This window comes from Pseudomonas laurylsulfatiphila, assembly GCF_002934665.1.
GTDB lineage: Bacteria > Pseudomonadota > Gammaproteobacteria > Pseudomonadales > Pseudomonadaceae > Aquipseudomonas > Aquipseudomonas laurylsulfatiphila.
Genome location: NZ_NIRS01000005.1, coordinates 1 through 16,982, shown reverse-complemented (window position 1 = coordinate 16,982; position 16,982 = coordinate 1). Strand labels below are relative to the sequence as shown.

Below are 16,982 nucleotides of genomic sequence, written 5' to 3'. Positions count from 1 at the left end.
ACTCATCATGAATATCAAGACAGCCCTGAGCCGTGTCGTCGATCACCTCGACCTCAGCACCGATGAAATGCGCGATGTGATGCGCGAAATCATGACCGGTCAATGCACGGACGCACAGATTGGTGCGTTCATGATGGCCATGCGCATGAAGAGCGAAAGCATCGACGAAATCGTCGGCGCGGTGTCGGTGATGCGCGAACTGGCGGACAAGGTCGAACTCAAGACCCTCGACGGTGTAGTCGATGTGGTGGGTACTGGCGGCGACGGCGCCAATATCTTCAACGTGTCGACCGCTTCCGCTTTCGTGGTTGCCGCTGCTGGCTGCACCGTGGCCAAGCATGGCAACCGTGCAGTCTCGGGCAAGAGCGGTAGCGCCGATCTGCTGGAGGCGGCCGGCATCTACCTGAACCTGACGCCGGTGCAAGTGGCGCGCTGCATTGACAACGTTGGTATTGGTTTCATGTTTGCCCAGACTCATCACTCTGCGATGAAATACGCCGCCAGCCCGCGTCGAGAACTGGGCTTGCGCACTTTGTTCAACATGCTCGGCCCGCTTACGAATCCGGCCGGTGTGAAGCATCAGGTGGTAGGCGTATTCACCCAGGCCTTGTGCCGGCCGTTGGCGGAAGTGTTGCAGCGTCTGGGCAGCAAGCATGTGCTGGTGGTGCATTCGAAGGATGGCCTGGATGAATTCAGCCTGGCCGCACCGACGTTTGTCGCTGAGCTGAAGGATGGCCAGATCACCGAGTATTGGGTCGAACCGGAAGACCTGGGCATGAAGAGCCAGAGCCTGCATGGTCTGGCCGTGGAAAGCCCGGCGGCGTCCCTGGAGCTGATTCGCGATGCCTTGGGCAAGCGCAAGACCGAAAACGGTCAGAAAGCGGCCGAAATGATCATGCTCAATGCCGGTGCCGCCCTGTATGCGGCCGACCATGCCAGCAGTTTGAAGGAGGGAGTTGCACTTGCGCACGATGCGCTGCACACCGGCCTCGCTCGAGAAAAGCTAGAGGAATTGGGTGCATTTACCGCGGTATTCAAAGTGGAGAATGAAGGATGAGTGTACCGACGGTTCTGGAAAAGATTCTGGCGCGCAAAGTCGAGGAAGTGGCCGAGCGCAGCGCTCGTGTCAGCCTCGCCGAGCTGGAAAACCTGGCCAGGATGGCCGATGCACCTCGTGGTTTTGCCAAGGCATTGCTGGCTCAGGCCAAGCTGAAGCAACCGGCAGTCATTGCTGAAATCAAGAAGGCTTCGCCGAGCAAAGGCGTGATCCGCGAGAACTTCGTTCCCGCCGATATCGCCAGAAGCTACGAGAAGGGCGGTGCGACCTGCCTGTCGGTACTGACCGACATCGACTACTTCCAGGGCGCCGATGCGTACCTGCAGCAGGCCCGCGCAGCGTGTCAGCTGCCGGTGATCCGCAAGGACTTCATGATCGACCCCTACCAGATCGTCGAAGCCAGGGCCCTGGGTGCCGATTGCGTGCTGTTGATCGTTTCCGCGCTGGATGACGTGAAAATGGCCGAACTGGCGGCCGTGGCCAAAAGCGTCAACCTCGACGTGCTGGTGGAAGTCCACGACGGCGACGAGCTGGAGCGGGCCTTGAAAACCCTCGACACTCCGCTGGTTGGCGTGAACAACCGCAACCTGCACACCTTCGATGTCAGCCTGGAAACCACCCTCGACCTATTGCCGCGTATTCCGCGCGATCGTCTGGTCATCACCGAGAGCGGCATTCTCAACCGCGCCGATGTCGAACTGATGGAAATCAGCGACGTCTACGCGTTCCTGGTCGGCGAAGCGTTCATGCGCGCCGAAAGCCCGGGTACCGAATTGCAGCGACTGTTCTTCCCCGAGCGTGGCGTTCCAGTCAGCGGCTCGACCCTCGACTGATTACTCACAGACCGAGTCGACCCCATCGCGAGCAGGCTCGCTCCCACAAGGAGCCTGATACCACTTGAGATCCAATGTGGGAGCGAGCCTGCTCGCGATGGCGGCATAAGACGCACCACAGACTGACCGTCCTATGGAAGACCTTATGACCTCACCTGTTTCCCTGACCATCGAAGCCGGCCTGCAAGCCGAACAGGATCTGCTGGCCTCGGTGTGTGCCGGCGACGCGGAGTTCGGCCTGTTGTTCTGGCAGCCGAGTGATCAGGCATTGGTTATGCCGCGCCGCTTGAATCGCTTGCCGGGTTTCGAGGCTGCCTGTGAAGTGTCGGCGGCGGCAAGTTGGCCGGTGCTGCTGCGCGATACCGGCGGCGAACCGGTTCCACAATCCGCCACCACGATCAATATCGCCCTGGTTTACGCGCCACCACGCAGCGAAGGTGATTTGAACCGCATCGAAACCGGTTACCGGCGCCTCTGCGACCCTATCTGCCAGTTGCTGGATGAATTGGGTGGCTCGTCGTCCCTTGGCGAAATCGACGGTGCGTTCTGCGATGGCCGCTTCAACGTCAACCTCGACGGGCGCAAAATGGTTGGCACCGCCCAGCGCTGGCGCCAGAGCCAGGGTGGTCAGCGTCCGGTGGGCCTGGTGCACGGTGCGATGTTGATGGATAACGACCGGGTGTCAATGGTCGCCGCGGTCAATCGCTTCAACGAGGCCTGTGGTCTGGAACAACGAGTACGCGCCGAAAGCCACATCGCATTGCATGAGAAGTTCACGGCACCCGATGCACTCGCGCGCCTCGACGAACTCTATCGGTTGATGTTGGCACAGATGTTCAGCGGCTAGGTTTTCGCGCTTAGCGCGTGCCGAAGACCACCATGGTCTTGCCTTTGACGTCCACCAGGTTGCGTTCTTCCAGATCCTTGAGCACGCGACCGACCATCTCCCGGGAACAACCGACAATCCGCCCGATTTCCTGACGGGTCACCTTGATTTGCATGCCGTCGGGGTGGGTCATGGCGTCTGGCTGTTTGCACAGCTCCAGCAGGCAGCGGGCAACGCGGCCGGTCACGTCAAAGAATGCCAGGTCACCGACCTTGCGCGTGGTGTTGCGCAGGCGCTGTGCGATTTGTCCGCTGAGGACGTAAAGAATGTCCGGGTCTTGCTGGGACAACTCGCGGAATTTTGCGTAGCTGATTTCCGCGACTTCGCATTCGACCTTGGCCCGCACCCAGGCACTGCGCTCCTGCTCCAGGCCGGCTTGCTCAAACAGGCCCAACTCACCGAAAAAGTCCCCGGCGTTCAGGTAGGAAATGATCATTTCCCGCCCGTCGTCATCCTCGATCAGGATGGTGACTGAGCCTTTGATGATGAAGAACAGTGTTTCCGAGCGGTCACCGGCACAAATGATGTTGCTCTTGGCCTGATAGCGGCGGCGCTGGCAATGCATCAACAGCTTGTCGAGGTTCTTGAGCTTGGGGTTGGGGGCAATAGCAACCATGGTTGTATCCCGAAAAGACTGCACGGTGTGGTTTTTATAAATAGCGAACGCTGGAGCAAAGCTGGCCATGCGCCATTGAATTGGCGTCAGCTTACCAGACACTTCCTGAAATATTCGAGCATTTACCTACAAGGCAGTGGGATATGTCCTAGGACGGCGGGCGCTGTCAATCTCGGGGGCTGTGCTAAGCTGGCGACCCTTTTTTATACAGTGGAGTCTTGGCGATGAAGGCACGCATCCAATGGGCTGGCGAAGCCATGTTCCTCGGCGAATCCGGTAGCGGTCATGTCGTGGTCATGGACGGTCCGCCCGATGCCGGCGGACGTAACCTGGGTGTCCGGCCGATGGAAATGCTGCTGCTGGGTGTCGGCGGTTGCAGCAATTTCGATGTGGTCAGCATCCTCAAGAAATCCCGCCAGGCGGTCGAAAGCTGCGAAGCCTTCCTCGAAGCCGAGCGTGCGACCGAAGATCCAAAGGTGTTCACCAAAGTCCACATGCACTTCGTGGTCAAGGGCCGCGGGCTGAAAGAAGCCCAGGTCAAGCGCGCCATCGAATTGTCTGCCGAGAAGTATTGCTCGGCCTCGATCATGCTTGGCGCGGCAGGCGTGGCAATTACCCACGACTACGAGATCATCGAGCTCGGTTGAATCGACATTCAACTATCATAAAAGCAGTGCAGACTCTGGCGAACACAAGCTGACGTCTGCATAATGCGCCACTTTTTTCAGGGTAGTGGCCCGTCAGCCGACAGGCCTCGCACCCGAACAGACAACCAAAATCGCCATCGCGAAGAGGTGTTAACCGTCCTACGCAGGTGCGTTGTTCGCATCTGACGGGCATGCTTGATCACGCGGCCGCGCCGCAAACACATAGAGAGTTTTTAACGGTGAAAAGCAAACTCAAGCTCCACGGGTTCAATAACCTGACAAAGACCTTGAGCTTCAACATCTATGACATCTGCTACGCGGAAACCCCGCAAGACCAGCAGGCATACGTCGAGTACATCAATAAAGAGTACAACGCGAAACGCCTGACGCAGATCCTCACGGAAGTTGTCGATATCATTGGTGCCAACATCCTGAACATTGCCAGTCAGGACTATGAGCCGCAGGGCGCCAGCGTCACGATCCTGATCTCCGAAGAGCCGGTAACCCCGACCGACAGTCAGATCGAAGAGTCTCCGGGCCCGCTGCCCGAAATCATTCTGGCCCACCTCGACAAGAGCCACATCACGGTGCACACCTACCCGGAAATCCATCCGGTCAGCGGTATTGCAACCTTCCGTGTAGACATCGACGTGTCGACTTGCGGGGTCATTTCACCGCTTAAAGCGCTCAACTTCCTGATTCACCAGTTCGATTCGGACATCGTGACCGTGGACTACCGTGTGCGCGGCTTCACCCGTGACGTTGAAGGCAAAAAGCACTTCATCGACCACGAGATAAACTCGATCCAGAACTATCTCTCCGATGACACTCGCGACGCGTACCAGATGACCGACGTGAACGTGTACCAGGAAAACCTGTTCCACACCAAAATGCTGCTGAAGAACTTCGAACTGGATAACTACCTGTTCGGTGATGCCACCAGCAACCTGTCCTCTGAGCAACGTGCCCAGGTGACCGAGCGGGTGAAACACGAAATGCTCGAAATCTTCTACGCGCGCAATATGGCGTAAGGCTCTCGAACACAAAAAAAAGGCGACTCCCTCACGGCAGTCGCCTTTTTTATTGCCGAAACGCGGCCCCTGTGGGAGCAACTGTCTTCCCCCTGCCACTCGTCACCGCCACTCGGTGCCGTCCCGCAACATGGCATTCAGCCTGATCAGTAGGATCCGCATGCAGGCGATGAGCGCGACTTTCGCGCTCTTGCCTCGCTCCCGAAGAGCGTCATAACGTGCCTTGAAGTCTGGCTGATGACGGATCACGACCCAGCAAGACATGTAAAGCGCACGTCTGACGCGGGCTCTGCCTCCGTAGATTTGACGTTTTCCGCTGTGATTGCCGCTGTCGTCGTTGTACGGCGCAATTCCCGCCAAGGCCGCCACTTCACGACGATCAAGCGCTCCCAATTCGGGCAGATAAACCAGCAAGCTGGCTGTGGCCACCGTACCGATGCCTTTAACGGAAATGAGTCGCTCGGCTTTTTCGGCATCCAGCTCATGCATGCTCTGATGGATGGTTTTATCGAGCTGCTTGATCTGCACTTGCAGGTAGTGAACAAGACCTTTGATCGCCACGGTAACAGCGGGTAGTTGAACTTGCTGAAGCCGGCGCTTGTTGTCGTCTCGTTGCTGAACAAACTGCTCGTGCAACTGGATCAACTCGCGCAGTGCTTCACGTTCCGGCGAAATGATTTTGTCGCGGGATGCATGCAGCACTTCAGCGAAGTCCGCCAGCACGGCCGCGTCGATGGGATCGGTCTTGGCATTCTTGCCCATGGCCACGGCGAAGGCCCTGGCCCGGCGGGGATTGATTCTAAGCACTTTGAAGTTGGCGCCTTGCAGCGCCGCCATGACCTTGCATTCGTACCCACCGGTGGCCTCCAGCAGAACCCGGTCAACCTCGTACTGGCTCAGGCGCTCAATCAGCTCAACAAAGCCTTCTGACGTATTGGGAAGGTCAAAACCTTCACCTTGAGGTTGAACCCATACAACCAGGTTTGATTTGGAGATATCGATGCCGACCCAGGAAATCATGGCAAAACCCTCTTACACTCAGGAGTGAGAGTGCTCTGGCTTTGCCCACGCTTGTGATTCGAGTGGCGCTCGTCCAACTGTTCGGGCTTATGGGCCAGAGTGGAAAGGTGGATGGCAGCTTGGCTCCCACACGTGCTTTTAGCACCGCGGACTCACAGCTTGCCATCCACCTCTCTCACCCCAGAGCTTATCCCTAGATCTAGACACAAGCGGGCTTGCCCGCGAAGAGGCCCTCACAGGCGACCGGGAAATCAGATCCGATAAGTACTCTTGGTCATCACCTTGGCCATCAGGCTCATCCCGAACTTCACCGGCGCCGGAAAGCGGAACCCGCCAGCCTCCAGCGCGCTTTCGGCATGCTGCTCTTCATCGATACGCATCTGCTCAAGAATCGCCCGGGATTTTTCATCCTCGGCCGGCAATTGCTCCAGATGTTCGTTCAGGTGTTTGCACACCTGGTCTTCCGTTGCCGCCACGAAGCCCAGGCTGACTTTGTCGCTGATCAGGCCGGCCACAGCGCCAATTCCGAACGACATGCCATAAAACAGCGGATTGAGGATGCTGGTGTGGCTGCCCAGTTGATGGATGCGTTGTTCGCACCAGACCAGATGATCGATTTCTTCTTCGGCGGCATGTTCCATGGCGGCACGCACCTGCGGCAGTCTGGCGGTCAGCGCCTGCCCCTGATAAAGCGCCTGGGCGCAGACTTCGCCGGTATGGTTGATGCGCATCAGGCCGGCAACGTGGCGCGTGTCTTCGTCGCTCATTTTTGCATCGGGCTGCACGATTGCTGGCGACGGACGGTACGGCTGGCCGCTGAAGGGCAGCAAGGTGCGCATCGCGGCATCGGCTTGCAGCAGAAGGCGGTCAATGGGCGAGTAGTGACGTTGGGTAGTCATGCTGACCTCCGGGGGAATTTCGGCGGCCAGTTTAACCCAATCGGCCGGGGATGGTTTGCGCTGGGTCATTGTGATGCAGAGGCTGTGACAGTGTTGTGATGCCTTTTGTGGGAGCGGCGGTGCGGCGATCCGACTTGCTCGCGAAGAGGGTCTGACATTCAGCATTTATGCTGGCTGATACTCCGTCTTCGCGAGCAAGCCCGCTATCAGCCCGGCGGCCAGTGCATCTGGCGCTGACCCAGCACATGCATATGAATGTGGTAGACGGTTTGCCCGCCTTCTTCATTGCAGTTCATGACGACGCGGAAGCCTTTTTCGCAGCCCAGTTCCAGGGCCAGGCGCTGGGCGGTGAACAGAATGTGTCCGGCCAGTGCCTTGTCGTCCTCTGTCAGATCGTTCAGGGTGCGAACCGGCTTCTTCGGGATCACCAGGAAATGTACCGGTGCCTGTGGGGAAATGTCGTGGAAGGCCAGTACCTGGTCGTCCTCGTAAATGATCTTCGCCGGGATTTCCCGGTTGATGATCTTGGTGAACAGAGTATCCACAGCTGTTTTCTCCGTTGTTTGGGCTGGCCTGAGTGTACTCATGGCGTATGCCAGCGCCCAGCCTTTTACCTTGAATGGGGATCAGCGCGGGCAGTAAGCCTTGTTGACCATGCCGGCGATTGTGCGAGTCAGCCAGCGCGAGCCGAGCCTTGGCAGGAAGGCGAACCAGCGGTTGCGCCGTCCCGGAATAATGATCGCTTGATTCTTTTCCAGAGCGCGCACAGTGTAGAGCGCCACTTCCTCGGGGCTCATCAACAGTTTGCTGTTGGTCAGTTTGTCGCTGTTGAGCTGTGCGGTACGGAAGAACGCTGTGCGGGTCGGCCCGGGGCAGAGCACCGAAACCTTGATCGCGCACTTTTTCAGCTCGACGCGCAATCCCTCGGAAAAGTGCAGCACATAGGCCTTGCTGGCGTAATAGGTGCTCATCCACGGTCCCGGTTGAAACGCTGCCACCGAGGCCACATTCAGAATCTGCCCGCCACCTTGCAGCGCCATGCTGTTGCCGATGGCATGGCACAGGCGGGTGAGGGCGAGGATGTTCACTTCGATCAAGTCTTGCTCGGTCATCCAGTCCTGCGCCAGAAACGGGCCGCATGTACCGATACCGGCGCAATTGACCAACAGATCGATCTGCCGGTCGCCTTCTTCCAGCTCCAGCAGGAATCCGGACAGGCGCAACGGTTCGCCCAGGTCACAGGCACGGAACAGCACTTCCACGCCGAACCTTTGGGTCAATTCAATCGCAATGCTTTCCAGCTGATCACGTTGTCGGGCCACCAGAATCAGGCTGCGGCCGCGCCGGGCCAGCGCTTCGGCCATTGCCAGGCCGATGCCGCTGGAGGCGCCAGTGATCAGAGCGTAACGGGTCATGCAGTTCTCCATCGCAACAGCTCCGCGCCGCGACGCAGGTGTCACGGGCCAGGAGCGCTGTTCATTCTTTCGCAGAGTCTACAGGGGGCTGGGCCTCTTCGGCTGCATCGTCGGAGGAATTTGGCACCGGTTCGACCTCGACGTCGATTTCATCGGTGGTGACCGAACTGCTGTCGTAGCTGCTCTGGGCGGCGTTTTCGTATTCTTCCTGTATCGCCGAGAGACCACCGGCCAGGGAGCCGACCAGGATCAGAGCGATGACGACCAGCCACAGCGAAGACAATACTTTGACCGCGGTGCTGTTCGGCGGAGGCGGTGGACCGTAGCGGTTGGCCAGCTCGTTGCCCGGTACAACCATGGTCACGAACGGAAAGAAAGTACCCACAAACGGCACCAGGTTCAGCAACCACAGCCAGCCGGACCAGCCGACATCATGCAATCGTTGAACGGTGATCTGGATACTGACGAAGGCAAATCCGACAAACAGGATCAGGGCCAGCAAGCCGCCCAGGATCAGGCCGGCGGTTGAATCCGCACCGATGAGGGCCAGAGCGACCAATGCAAACACCCCGCAAACAGCCGAGAGCACCAGTGTCAGCACCAGCGTCCAGGCGAGGTAACGCAATCGACCGATACGGCCATCGAAACTGAATGGCTTGAGCGTGGCGAATTCCGCCACGGCTTCGCCAACAGGCGCGCGAGGCGGAGCGTAAGGAGACTGCGGTTCTGCCAATGCCGCCTGGCTGCTGGCCGGGGTATGGTCATGCACGTCGGCGAGGTTCAACTCGATCGGTGTTTCGGCTTCGATGCGCGCGTCGATACCGGTCTTGCTCAGCGCCTGGAGATAGGTCTGGGCGTCGGCCTGCGACAGGTTGCGTTTGAGCGCTACCGGGCGCCCGGTGAACAAGCGCTCGATGGCCGTGACATCGCTTTTGAACAAATCGGCGAGATTAAGTTTTGCCGTGGTGATGTCGACACCGGGCAGCAAGGCACCTTCAAAGATGATCTTGAAACGATTTTCGCCCATGTGCGAGGCATCCTTGTCGCGAGAGGTTGAAAGAAGAAGGTTGTGCCCGGGTGAGTGTAAGGCCAGCCGGGCGGGGCTGGCCAAGATTTACTGTCAGCGCGGCCAGCGTTTTGGCAGCTGGGCGGCATGCTCCAGGGCCTGGCGGTACTCGGCGTCGAGACGTGCAATCAACTGCTCGACACTCGGCAAGTCCTCGATTTCTCCCACGCCCTGGCCTGCAGACCAAACGGTTTTCCAGGCTTTGGCCTCATCGCTCACGGGTTTGAGCTTGGAACCGAAGTTGATCTCGCCCTTGCCCTGCAACGCGGCCATGTCGAAACCGGCGGCTTCCAGGCTCTGGCGCATGAAACTCGCGGGGACACCTGACACGGCTGGCGTATGGATGATGTCTGCGGCTTTGGATGTCAGCAGCATTTCTTTGTAGGCGTCGGGCGCGTGACTTTCGGTCGTGCCGATAAACCGAGTGCCAAAGTAGGCCAGATCCGCGCCGAGTAATTGCGCGGCAAGAACTTCATGCCCGTGGTTCAAACAGCCGGCCAGCAACAGGATCTTGTCGAAGAACTGGCGGATTTCGGCAATCAGCGAGAACGGGCTCCAGGTCCCGGCGTGTCCGCCGGCCCCGGCCGCCACGGCAATCAATCCATCCACGCCGGCTTCGGCCGCTTTCTCGGCATGACGACGTGTTGTCACATCATGGAACACCAGACCGCCGTAGCTGTGCACCGCATCGACCAGTTCTTTCACGGCGCCGAGGCTGGTGATCACGATCGGCACTTTGTGCTCTACACAGATCTCCAGGTCTGCCTGTAAGCGTGGATTGCTGTTATGCACGATCAGGTTCACGGCATAAGGCGCGGGGTTTTCCATTGTCGCCAGCCCGGCTTCGATCTCTTCCAGCCAGGCCTTGAAGCCGCTGCTTTCGCGCTGGTTCAGCGCCGGGAAGCTGCCGACCACGCCCTGACGACAACAGGCGAGTACCAATTGCGGATTGGAAATCAGGAACATCGGCGCAGCCACCACAGGCAGACGCAAACATTGTTCGAGCAGAGCGGGCAGCGACATTGGAAGTACCCCGGTGAGTGGTGTCTATTGGATTTAGAACGGCCGAACGACGACCAGAATTACGATTGCCAGCAATATCAGAACCGGAACCTCATTGAACCAGCGATAAAAGACATGGCTGCGGGTGTTTTCGCCACGGGCAAAACGTTTTACCTGGGCGCCGCACATGTGGTGATAGCCGATCAGCAACACGACCAGGGTCAGTTTGGCGTGTATCCAGCCACCCTGGCTGAAGATGCCTGGATTGAGGTAGATGAGCCAGCCGCCGAAGATCAACGTGGCGATCATCGCCGGGCCCATGATGCCCCGGTACAGCTTGCGCTCCATGACGCTGAAGCGTTCCTTGCTGATCGTGTCTTCACTTTGTGCGTGATAAACGAACAGTCGTGGCAGGTAGAACAGGCCGGCAAACCAGCACACGACGCTGACGATATGTAACGCTTTGAGCCACAGATAAAGCATTTTTGGTTATTCCCCAATTCACGGTAATGGGAATAGTAGAGGCTTGAGCGTCCGCACGTCACCTTGACGGTTGTCGCAGGGGCGCGCGGCCCCTATTATCGTCGGCTTTCCAGTGGGTTCGTTGAGGGCAGGTTTATGGTCAAGGTCGGTATCGTCGGCGGCACGGGTTACACCGGTGTCGAACTGCTGCGTCTGTTGGCGCAACATCCGCAAGCTGAGGTGGTTGTCATCACTTCCCGATCCGAGGCTGGCCTGGCCGTAGCCGACATGTACCCGAACCTGCGAGGCCATTACGACGGCCTGGCGTTCAGCGTTCCGGACATCAAGACCCTGGGTGCCTGTGATGTGGTGTTCTTCGCCACGCCGCACGGTGTTGCCCATGCCCTGGCGGGCGAACTGCTGGCGGCCGGGACCAAGGTTATCGACCTGTCGGCCGACTTCCGTCTGCAAGACGCCGATGAATGGGCCAAGTGGTACGGCCAGCCGCACGGTGCACCGGAGTTGTTGGACGAAGCGGTCTACGGCTTGCCGGAAGTCAATCGCGAGCAGATCAAGAAAGCGCGTCTGATTGCCGTGCCGGGCTGCTACCCAACTGCAACGCAATTGGGTTTCCTGCCATTGCTCGAAGCCGGCCTGGCCGATGCTGCGCATCTGATTGCTGACTGCAAATCCGGTGTCAGCGGTGCCGGTCGTGGTGCTTCCGTAGGTTCGCTGTACTCCGAGACGTCGGAAAGCATGAAGGCCTATGCCGTCAAAGGTCACCGTCATTTGCCGGAAATCCGCCAGGGGTTGCGTCGTGCAGCGGGCAAGGACGTCGGACTGACCTTCGTTCCGCACCTGACACCGATGATTCGCGGCATTCACTCGACGCTCTACGCCACTGTTGTTGATCGCTCGGTGGACCTGCAGGCGTTGTTTGAAAAGCGTTATGCCAACGAACCGTTCGTCGATGTCATGCCGGCCGGCAGCCATCCGGAGACGCGTAGCGTGCGGGGTGCCAACGTCTGTCGTATTGCCGTGCATCGCCCTCAGGACGGTGATCTGGTGGTGGTGCTGTCGGTGATCGACAACCTGGTCAAAGGGGCGTCGGGTCAGGCCGTGCAGAACATGAACATTCTGTTCGGGCTGGATGAGCGCCTGGGCCTCTCCCACGCCGGCATGCTGCCGTAAGGTTTTTCGCGTACAGCAAAAGGCCCGTCTGACGGGCCTTTTTGCATTTCGGGCCGGCGATCGGATTGGTTGATATACCATAACAATAGTTGACCGCTTTTCTAGGAGAAGCGGATAATGCGCGTCATCACGCAATATGACGGCGTAACGCCGGGAGATAGTCAGCATGAGCGTCGAATCCTTCACCCCCACGGCTTTGCAATTCACCCACGGTGCCGCGCACAAGGTGAAGAGCCTGGTCGATGAAGAGGGGAATGATCGCTTGAAGCTGCGCGTATTCGTTACGGGCGGCGGTTGTTCAGGTTTTCAGTACGGTTTCACTTTCGATGAGGAAGTGGCCGATGACGACACCATCGTCGAACGCGAAGGCGTGAGCCTGGTGGTCGATCCGATGAGCTTCCAGTACCTGGCCGGTGCCGAGGTGGACTACCAGGAAGGTCTGGAAGGTTCGCGCTTCGTCATCAAGAACCCGAATGCGACCACCACCTGTGGCTGCGGGTCTTCGTTCTCGATCTGATCAGCGCGCCTGTTTCACAGAACGCCGCACGGCCTCAGGGTCTTGCGGCGTTTTGCTGTGTGGAGGATTTATGCGGGGTAGATGGCGCCGAGTACGCGCAATCCACGGGCACCGGTAACGCTCGGACGGTTGGCCGCGATGCTTTCGAGGCAACAATGAGCCAGCCACGCGAAGGCCATGGCTTCGACCCAGTCGGGGTCTACACCGTAAGTCGCGGTGCTGCTGACACTGGCGTTTGGCAGGAGGCTGGCCAGGCGGTTCATCAAGGCCGTGTTGTGGGCGCCGCCGCCGCAAACCAGCAGTTCCTGCGTGTCTGCCTGGGCGCTTTGCAGTGATTCGATGATGGTCAGTGCGGTCAGTTCAAGCAGCGTCGCCTGAACATCTTCGGCGCAGAAGGCTGGCAGCTGCGCCAGGTGCTGCGTCAGCCATGGCAGGTTGAACACTTCCCGCCCGGTACTCTTCGGGCCTTTGGTCACGAAGAACGGGTCACTCAGCAGCGCATTCAACAGCACCGGTTGAATGTTGCCGCTGGCAGCCCATTGGCCGTCACGGTCAAAGTGGTCGCCGCGTTGCTGGTGAATCCAGGCGTCCAGCAGCACATTGCCCGGCCCGCAGTCGAAACCGGCGACAGGTTTGCCGGGCTCGATAAGGCTGAGATTGCTGAAGCCGCCTACGTTCAGTACTGCACGATTCCCGATCCGTTCTTCAAACAGAGCCTCGTGAAAGGCGGGAACCAGCGGTGCACCTTGTCCGCCGGCAGCGACATCGCGGCTGCGGAAATCGCTGACCACGGTGATGCCAGTCAGCTCCGTCAGCAATGCCGGATTGCCGATCTGCACGGTGAACCCGCGCGCCGGTTCGTGGCGGATGGTCTGGCCATGACTGCCAATCGCACGAATGTCGTCAGGCTTCAGTTGCTGCTGCGCGAGAAGGGCATGAATCCCTTGGGCTGCCAGTTTCACCCAGTTCTGCTGGGCGATGGCGGAGCGGGCGATCTCGTCCGGGCCGCTGGCGCACAAGCCAAGCAGCTCGGCGCGCAGGGAATCGGGCATCGGGATGTAGTGGGAGGCGATCAGCCTGATCGCCGGGGTTTGCTCGATCAGCGCGATATCCAGGCCATCAAGGCTGGTCCCGGACATCACCCCTATATAGAGCGCCATGACTTAACGCTTGCTCGAAGCCAGCATCGTGGCTTTTTCCTGATCCATGCGCGCCATCAGGGGCTGGCTTTGGGCGAGGAAGCGTGCGCGTTCGGCCTTGGCAATCGGATCGGCCATCGGCAGTTTCTGGCCCAACGGGTCGACGTGCACACCATTGACCTGGAACTCGTAGTGCAGGTGCGGGCCGGTGGAGAGGCCTGTGGTGCCGATATAGCCAATCACTTGGCCCTGCTTCACCGTGCCGCCAGTCTTCACGCCTTTGGCGAAGCCTTGCATGTGGCCGTAGAGCGTGGTGTAGGTATTGCCGTGCTGGAGGACGACGGTATTGCCGTAGCCACCACGGCGACCGGCCAGCAAGACCTTGCCATCACCGGCTGCCTTGATCGGCGTACCACGCGGTGCGGCATAGTCGACGCCTTTATGGGCGCGGATCTTGTTCAGGATCGGGTGTTTGCGGCCCATGGAAAATTTCGAGCTGATGCGGGCGAAGTCCACCGGTGTGCGGATGAACGCCTTGCGCATGCTGTTGCCGTCAGCGGTGTAGTAGCTGCTGTTGCCTTGTTTGTTGGTGTAGCGAACGGCGGTGTAGGTCTTGCCACGGTTGGTAAAGCGCGCCGACAGGATCGGGCCATTACCGACGGCCTTGCCGTTGACCACTTTCTGCTCGTAGATCACGTCGAATTCGTCGCCCTGGCGAATGTCCTGAGCGAAGTCCACGTCGTAGCCGAACACACTGGCCATGTCCATGGTCAGGCTGTGGGACAGGCCCGCTCGGGCCGCGGACTGCGACAGCGAGCTGTTGATCACGCCATGAACATAGGCGGAGCGTACGGTCGGTTTCGCAGTGATGCGATTGAACGTGTAGCCCTTGTCGTTCCTGGTCAGGCTGATGCTTTCGACGTCGTTGAGCTTGCTGTGCAAGTTGGTCAACTGGCCGTCAGGGCTCAGTTCGAATTCAAGTTTTTGACCACGCTTGAGCTGGCTGAACTGCTTGGCCTGCTTGTCGCTGGCCAGTATTTCATGCACTGAAGTAGCTGGAAGCCCGACTTTCTCGAACAGCGTGGAGAGGGTATCGCCCTTGGCGACGATCACTTCCCTGTGGCTTGCCGGCTTCTTTTCTTCAACTTCAACGACCGGCGCCGGTTCGGCTTGAGCGGCTTCCTGAGTGTCCTCGGCGCTGTTGTCGATCTGCGCGAAAGGGGATGTTGCGGGTTCATTTGTGGCTTGAACGACGTCTGCAGCGTCTTGATCTTGTGTCAGTTGTTCAGCAGGACTTTCCAGTTCAAGACTCAGGGTCGTTTTTTTGGCTTCAACATCGCTGGAAGGGAATACCAGGAGCGCCAGGCTGAGAAGGGCGGCGATTCCACTTGCGGCGAGCAGGTGGGTCTTCGGGTAAAGCGGCGGCGCTTTAGACGATTCTTTGGTCATAAGTGGTTTTGACTTTGAAAAAGATGAATTGGAAAAGATGAATGACATGATGAAGATGAAATAACTGTATAAAATATAACCAAATCATCTCTGAAGCAAGTCCGTAGGTGTCCTGCCTTCGGATTGGCGTCCGTGCGCCGGGCAAACCTTGTATTTGACGCGCGATCTTGTATGGTTGGTTCCCTTTGAATCTGAGCCTTGCGGGTCTGTTATGAAGTCGGTTGAAGAGCAGCTAGCGCTGATCAAACGTGGTGCGGAAGAACTGTTGGTCGAGTCCGAGCTGATTGAAAAGCTCAAGCGTGGCCAGCCGCTGCGTATTAAGGCGGGCTTCGATCCAACGGCTCCGGACCTGCACTTGGGTCACACCGTGCTTATTAATAAGCTGCGCCAGTTCCAGGAGCTGGGGCATCAGGTGATCTTCCTGATTGGTGACTTCACCGGGATGATCGGCGATCCGAGCGGCAAGAGTGCTACGCGTCCGCCGCTCACTCGCGAACAGGTCCTCGAGAATGCCGAGACCTACAAGACTCAGGTCTTCAAGATTCTGGATCCGGCAAAAACCGAAGTGGCCTTCAACTCCACCTGGATGGATCAGATGGGGCCGGCCGACTTCATTCGCCTGACTTCGCAGTACACCGTGGCTCGCATGCTCGAGCGCGATGACTTCGACAAGCGCTACACGACCAATCAGCCAATTGCCATTCACGAGTTCCTCTATCCGCTGGTTCAGGGTTACGACTCGGTAGCTCTGCGCGCAGACGTCGAGCTCGGCGGTACCGATCAGAAGTTCAACCTGCTGATGGGGCGTGAGCTGCAGCGTGGTTATGGCCAGGAAGCTCAGTGCATCTTGACCATGCCGCTGCTTGAAGGTCTGGATGGCGTGAAGAAGATGTCCAAGTCCTTGGGCAACTACGTCGGCATCCAGGAAGCGCCGGGTGTGATGTACAGCAAGCTGGTTTCCATTCCGGATGCGCTGATGTGGCGCTACTTCGAATTGCTCAGCTTCCGCTCCATGGATGAGATCAATGCGTTCCGCGCTGATGTGGAGGCGGGTGCCAATCCGCGCGACATCAAGATCAAGCTGGCTGAAGAGATCGTTGCGCGCTTCCATGGTGAAGAGGCTGCTGCCAATGCTCATCGTGCTGCCGGTAACCGAATGAAGGATGGCGAGCTGCCGGACGATCTGCCAGAGATCGAGTTGACTGCTGCCGAGGATATGCCGATTGCTGCCGTCCTTAATAAGGCAGGCCTGGTGAAGAACTCGGCAATGGCGCGCGATCTTCTCGGTTCGGGTGGCGTGCGTATAGATGGTGACGTGGTTGATCGCACCTTTATATACGCAGTGGGTGCAACCCATGTTTGCCAGGCCGGCAAGAAGGCATTTGCGCGTATTACGCTCAAAGCTGAATAAAGTTGAAATTAAGTGTTGACGGCGAATTTTAGAAGCCTATAATTCGCCCCACTTCCGGCGCAGTCGAAACGGAAAACTCCTTGGTAAACAAAGAGTTACGCAGTTTTCGGCAGCAGGTTGCTTCAGGTCATCGAAGCGCCAAGGAAGTTGAAAAAGAGGTGTTGACAGCAGCGAGTAACGCTGTAGAATTCGCCTCCCGCTGATGAGAGATTTGAAGCGCAAGTGGTTGAAGTTGTTAAGGATTCCTTGAAAACTTCTTAAAAAAATCACTTGACAGCAAATGAGGCTGCTGTAGAATGCGCGCCTCGGTTGAGACGAAAGATCTTAACCAACCGCTCTTT

The 16,982-nt window shown here is 58.4% G+C and carries 18 protein-coding genes; 8 read left to right on the top strand and 10 right to left on the bottom strand.

What is annotated here, in order from left to right; genetic code table 11:
- Positions 1-7: 7 nt before the first annotated feature.
- From trpD to CD175_RS18530, 3 genes are all read left to right on the top strand, one after another.
- Positions 8-1,057, top strand: coding sequence for an anthranilate phosphoribosyltransferase (trpD, locus tag CD175_RS18540; protein ID WP_104449989.1), 1,050 nt, complete (start codon positions 8-10; stop codon positions 1,055-1,057).
- Positions 1,054-1,890, top strand: coding sequence for an indole-3-glycerol phosphate synthase TrpC (trpC, locus tag CD175_RS18535; protein WP_104449988.1), 837 nt, complete (start codon positions 1,054-1,056; stop codon positions 1,888-1,890). Before trpD ends, trpC begins: the two co-directional genes overlap by 4 nt.
- A gap of 145 nt (positions 1,891-2,035) precedes the next feature.
- Positions 2,036-2,737 carry a lipoate--protein ligase family protein gene (locus CD175_RS18530; protein ID WP_104449987.1) on the top strand — a complete coding sequence of 234 codons (702 nt, stop codon included), beginning with the start codon at positions 2,036-2,038 and terminating at the stop codon, positions 2,735-2,737.
- Between the two features lie 10 nt (positions 2,738-2,747).
- On the opposite strand, the gene crp is transcribed toward CD175_RS18530, so the two are convergent.
- On the bottom strand, positions 2,748-3,392 hold the full coding sequence (gene crp / locus CD175_RS18525) for a cAMP-activated global transcriptional regulator CRP (RefSeq protein ID WP_104449986.1): 645 nt from the start codon (positions 3,390-3,392) through the stop codon (positions 2,748-2,750).
- A 224-nt stretch (positions 3,393-3,616) separates the two neighbouring features.
- On the opposite strand from crp, the gene CD175_RS18520 reads away from it, so the two are divergent.
- A complete protein-coding gene (locus CD175_RS18520; protein ID WP_104449985.1) occupies positions 3,617-4,039 on the top strand; it encodes an OsmC family protein in 423 nt (140 codons plus the stop codon).
- A 239-nt stretch (positions 4,040-4,278) separates the two neighbouring features.
- Complete coding sequence (speD, locus tag CD175_RS18515) at positions 4,279-5,070, top strand: adenosylmethionine decarboxylase (RefSeq protein WP_007980189.1); 792 nt, start codon at positions 4,279-4,281, stop codon at positions 5,068-5,070.
- 102 nt (positions 5,071-5,172) lie between these two features.
- Here speD and CD175_RS18510 read toward each other — a convergent pair whose 3' ends face one another.
- The 7 genes from CD175_RS18510 to hemJ all read right to left on the bottom strand — a co-directional run bounded on the left by CD175_RS18510 (position 5,173) and on the right by hemJ (position 10,955).
- On the bottom strand, positions 5,173-6,090 hold the full coding sequence (locus CD175_RS18510; RefSeq protein WP_104449984.1) for an IS110 family transposase: 918 nt from the start codon (positions 6,088-6,090) through the stop codon (positions 5,173-5,175).
- 251 nt (positions 6,091-6,341) lie between these two features.
- The gene (coq7, locus tag CD175_RS18505; RefSeq protein WP_007980187.1) at positions 6,342-6,989 is read right to left on the bottom strand and encodes a 2-polyprenyl-3-methyl-6-methoxy-1,4-benzoquinone monooxygenase; all 648 of its coding nucleotides are present in this window, start codon (positions 6,987-6,989) and stop codon (positions 6,342-6,344) included.
- Positions 6,990-7,195: 206 nt separating this feature from the next.
- Positions 7,196-7,534: a histidine triad nucleotide-binding protein gene (locus CD175_RS18495; protein ID WP_007980184.1), complete on the bottom strand. Its 339-nt coding sequence runs from the start codon at positions 7,532-7,534 to the stop codon at positions 7,196-7,198.
- 81 nt (positions 7,535-7,615) lie between these two features.
- Complete coding sequence (locus tag CD175_RS18490; RefSeq protein ID WP_104449982.1) at positions 7,616-8,404, bottom strand: SDR family NAD(P)-dependent oxidoreductase; 789 nt, start codon at positions 8,402-8,404, stop codon at positions 7,616-7,618.
- A gap of 61 nt (positions 8,405-8,465) precedes the next feature.
- Positions 8,466-9,431, bottom strand: a complete 966-nt coding sequence (locus CD175_RS18485) for a DUF805 domain-containing protein (RefSeq protein WP_104449981.1) — start codon at positions 9,429-9,431, stop codon at positions 8,466-8,468.
- A 93-nt stretch (positions 9,432-9,524) separates the two neighbouring features.
- Positions 9,525-10,493, bottom strand: a complete 969-nt coding sequence (locus CD175_RS18480; protein WP_104449980.1) for an NAD(P)H-dependent flavin oxidoreductase — start codon at positions 10,491-10,493, stop codon at positions 9,525-9,527.
- Positions 10,494-10,526: 33 nt separating this feature from the next.
- The gene (hemJ, locus tag CD175_RS18475) at positions 10,527-10,955 is read right to left on the bottom strand and encodes a protoporphyrinogen oxidase HemJ (RefSeq protein ID WP_007980176.1); all 429 of its coding nucleotides are present in this window, start codon (positions 10,953-10,955) and stop codon (positions 10,527-10,529) included.
- A gap of 135 nt (positions 10,956-11,090) precedes the next feature.
- Between hemJ and argC the strand changes: the two genes are divergently transcribed.
- Both argC and erpA read left to right on the top strand, forming a co-directional pair.
- Complete coding sequence (gene argC, locus CD175_RS18470) at positions 11,091-12,125, top strand: N-acetyl-gamma-glutamyl-phosphate reductase (RefSeq protein ID WP_007980174.1); 1,035 nt, start codon at positions 11,091-11,093, stop codon at positions 12,123-12,125.
- A 166-nt stretch (positions 12,126-12,291) separates the two neighbouring features.
- Positions 12,292-12,642: an iron-sulfur cluster insertion protein ErpA gene (gene erpA, locus CD175_RS18465; RefSeq protein WP_007906865.1), complete on the top strand. Its 351-nt coding sequence runs from the start codon at positions 12,292-12,294 to the stop codon at positions 12,640-12,642.
- A 68-nt stretch (positions 12,643-12,710) separates the two neighbouring features.
- On the opposite strand, the gene CD175_RS18460 is transcribed toward erpA, so the two are convergent.
- Together CD175_RS18460 and CD175_RS18455 are read right to left on the bottom strand one after the other, a co-directional pair.
- Positions 12,711-13,802, bottom strand: a complete 1,092-nt coding sequence (locus CD175_RS18460) for an anhydro-N-acetylmuramic acid kinase (protein ID WP_104449979.1) — start codon at positions 13,800-13,802, stop codon at positions 12,711-12,713.
- Between the two features lie 3 nt (positions 13,803-13,805).
- Entirely contained in the window at positions 13,806-15,230 is a 1,425-nt protein-coding gene (locus CD175_RS18455) for a peptidoglycan DD-metalloendopeptidase family protein (protein WP_104450440.1), read from the bottom strand.
- Positions 15,231-15,441: 211 nt separating this feature from the next.
- On the opposite strand from CD175_RS18455, the gene tyrS reads away from it, so the two are divergent.
- Positions 15,442-16,641 (top strand): tyrosine--tRNA ligase, encoded by a 1,200-nt coding sequence (gene tyrS / locus CD175_RS18450; protein WP_104449978.1) that lies wholly within the window; start codon positions 15,442-15,444, stop codon positions 16,639-16,641.
- Positions 16,642-16,982 lie beyond the last annotated feature (341 nt).

Bases quoted from the DNA above. Each gene is read 5' to 3' on its own strand.
- trpD (WP_104449989.1), top strand. From the start codon at position 8: ATGAATATCAAGACAGCCCTGAGCCGTGTCGTCGATCACCTCGACCTC.
- trpC (WP_104449988.1), top strand. From the start codon at position 1,054: ATGAGTGTACCGACGGTTCTGGAAAAGATTCTGGCGCGCAAAGTCGAG.
- CD175_RS18530 (WP_104449987.1), top strand. From the start codon at position 2,036: ATGACCTCACCTGTTTCCCTGACCATCGAAGCCGGCCTGCAAGCCGAA.
- crp (WP_104449986.1), bottom strand. From the start codon at position 3,392: ATGGTTGCTATTGCCCCCAACCCCAAGCTCAAGAACCTCGACAAGCTG.
- CD175_RS18520 (WP_104449985.1), top strand. From the start codon at position 3,617: ATGAAGGCACGCATCCAATGGGCTGGCGAAGCCATGTTCCTCGGCGAA.
- CD175_RS18510 (WP_104449984.1), bottom strand. From the start codon at position 6,090: ATGATTTCCTGGGTCGGCATCGATATCTCCAAATCAAACCTGGTTGTA.
- coq7 (WP_007980187.1), bottom strand. From the start codon at position 6,989: ATGACTACCCAACGTCACTACTCGCCCATTGACCGCCTTCTGCTGCAA.
- CD175_RS18490 (WP_104449982.1), bottom strand. From the start codon at position 8,404: ATGACCCGTTACGCTCTGATCACTGGCGCCTCCAGCGGCATCGGCCTG.
- CD175_RS18485 (WP_104449981.1), bottom strand. From the start codon at position 9,431: ATGGGCGAAAATCGTTTCAAGATCATCTTTGAAGGTGCCTTGCTGCCC.
- CD175_RS18480 (WP_104449980.1), bottom strand. From the start codon at position 10,493: ATGTCGCTGCCCGCTCTGCTCGAACAATGTTTGCGTCTGCCTGTGGTG.
- hemJ (WP_007980176.1), bottom strand. From the start codon at position 10,955: ATGCTTTATCTGTGGCTCAAAGCGTTACATATCGTCAGCGTCGTGTGC.
- argC (WP_007980174.1), top strand. From the start codon at position 11,091: ATGGTCAAGGTCGGTATCGTCGGCGGCACGGGTTACACCGGTGTCGAA.
- erpA (WP_007906865.1), top strand. From the start codon at position 12,292: ATGAGCGTCGAATCCTTCACCCCCACGGCTTTGCAATTCACCCACGGT.
- CD175_RS18460 (WP_104449979.1), bottom strand. From the start codon at position 13,802: ATGGCGCTCTATATAGGGGTGATGTCCGGGACCAGCCTTGATGGCCTG.
- CD175_RS18455 (WP_104450440.1), bottom strand. From the start codon at position 15,230: ATGACCAAAGAATCGTCTAAAGCGCCGCCGCTTTACCCGAAGACCCAC.
- tyrS (WP_104449978.1), top strand. From the start codon at position 15,442: ATGAAGTCGGTTGAAGAGCAGCTAGCGCTGATCAAACGTGGTGCGGAA.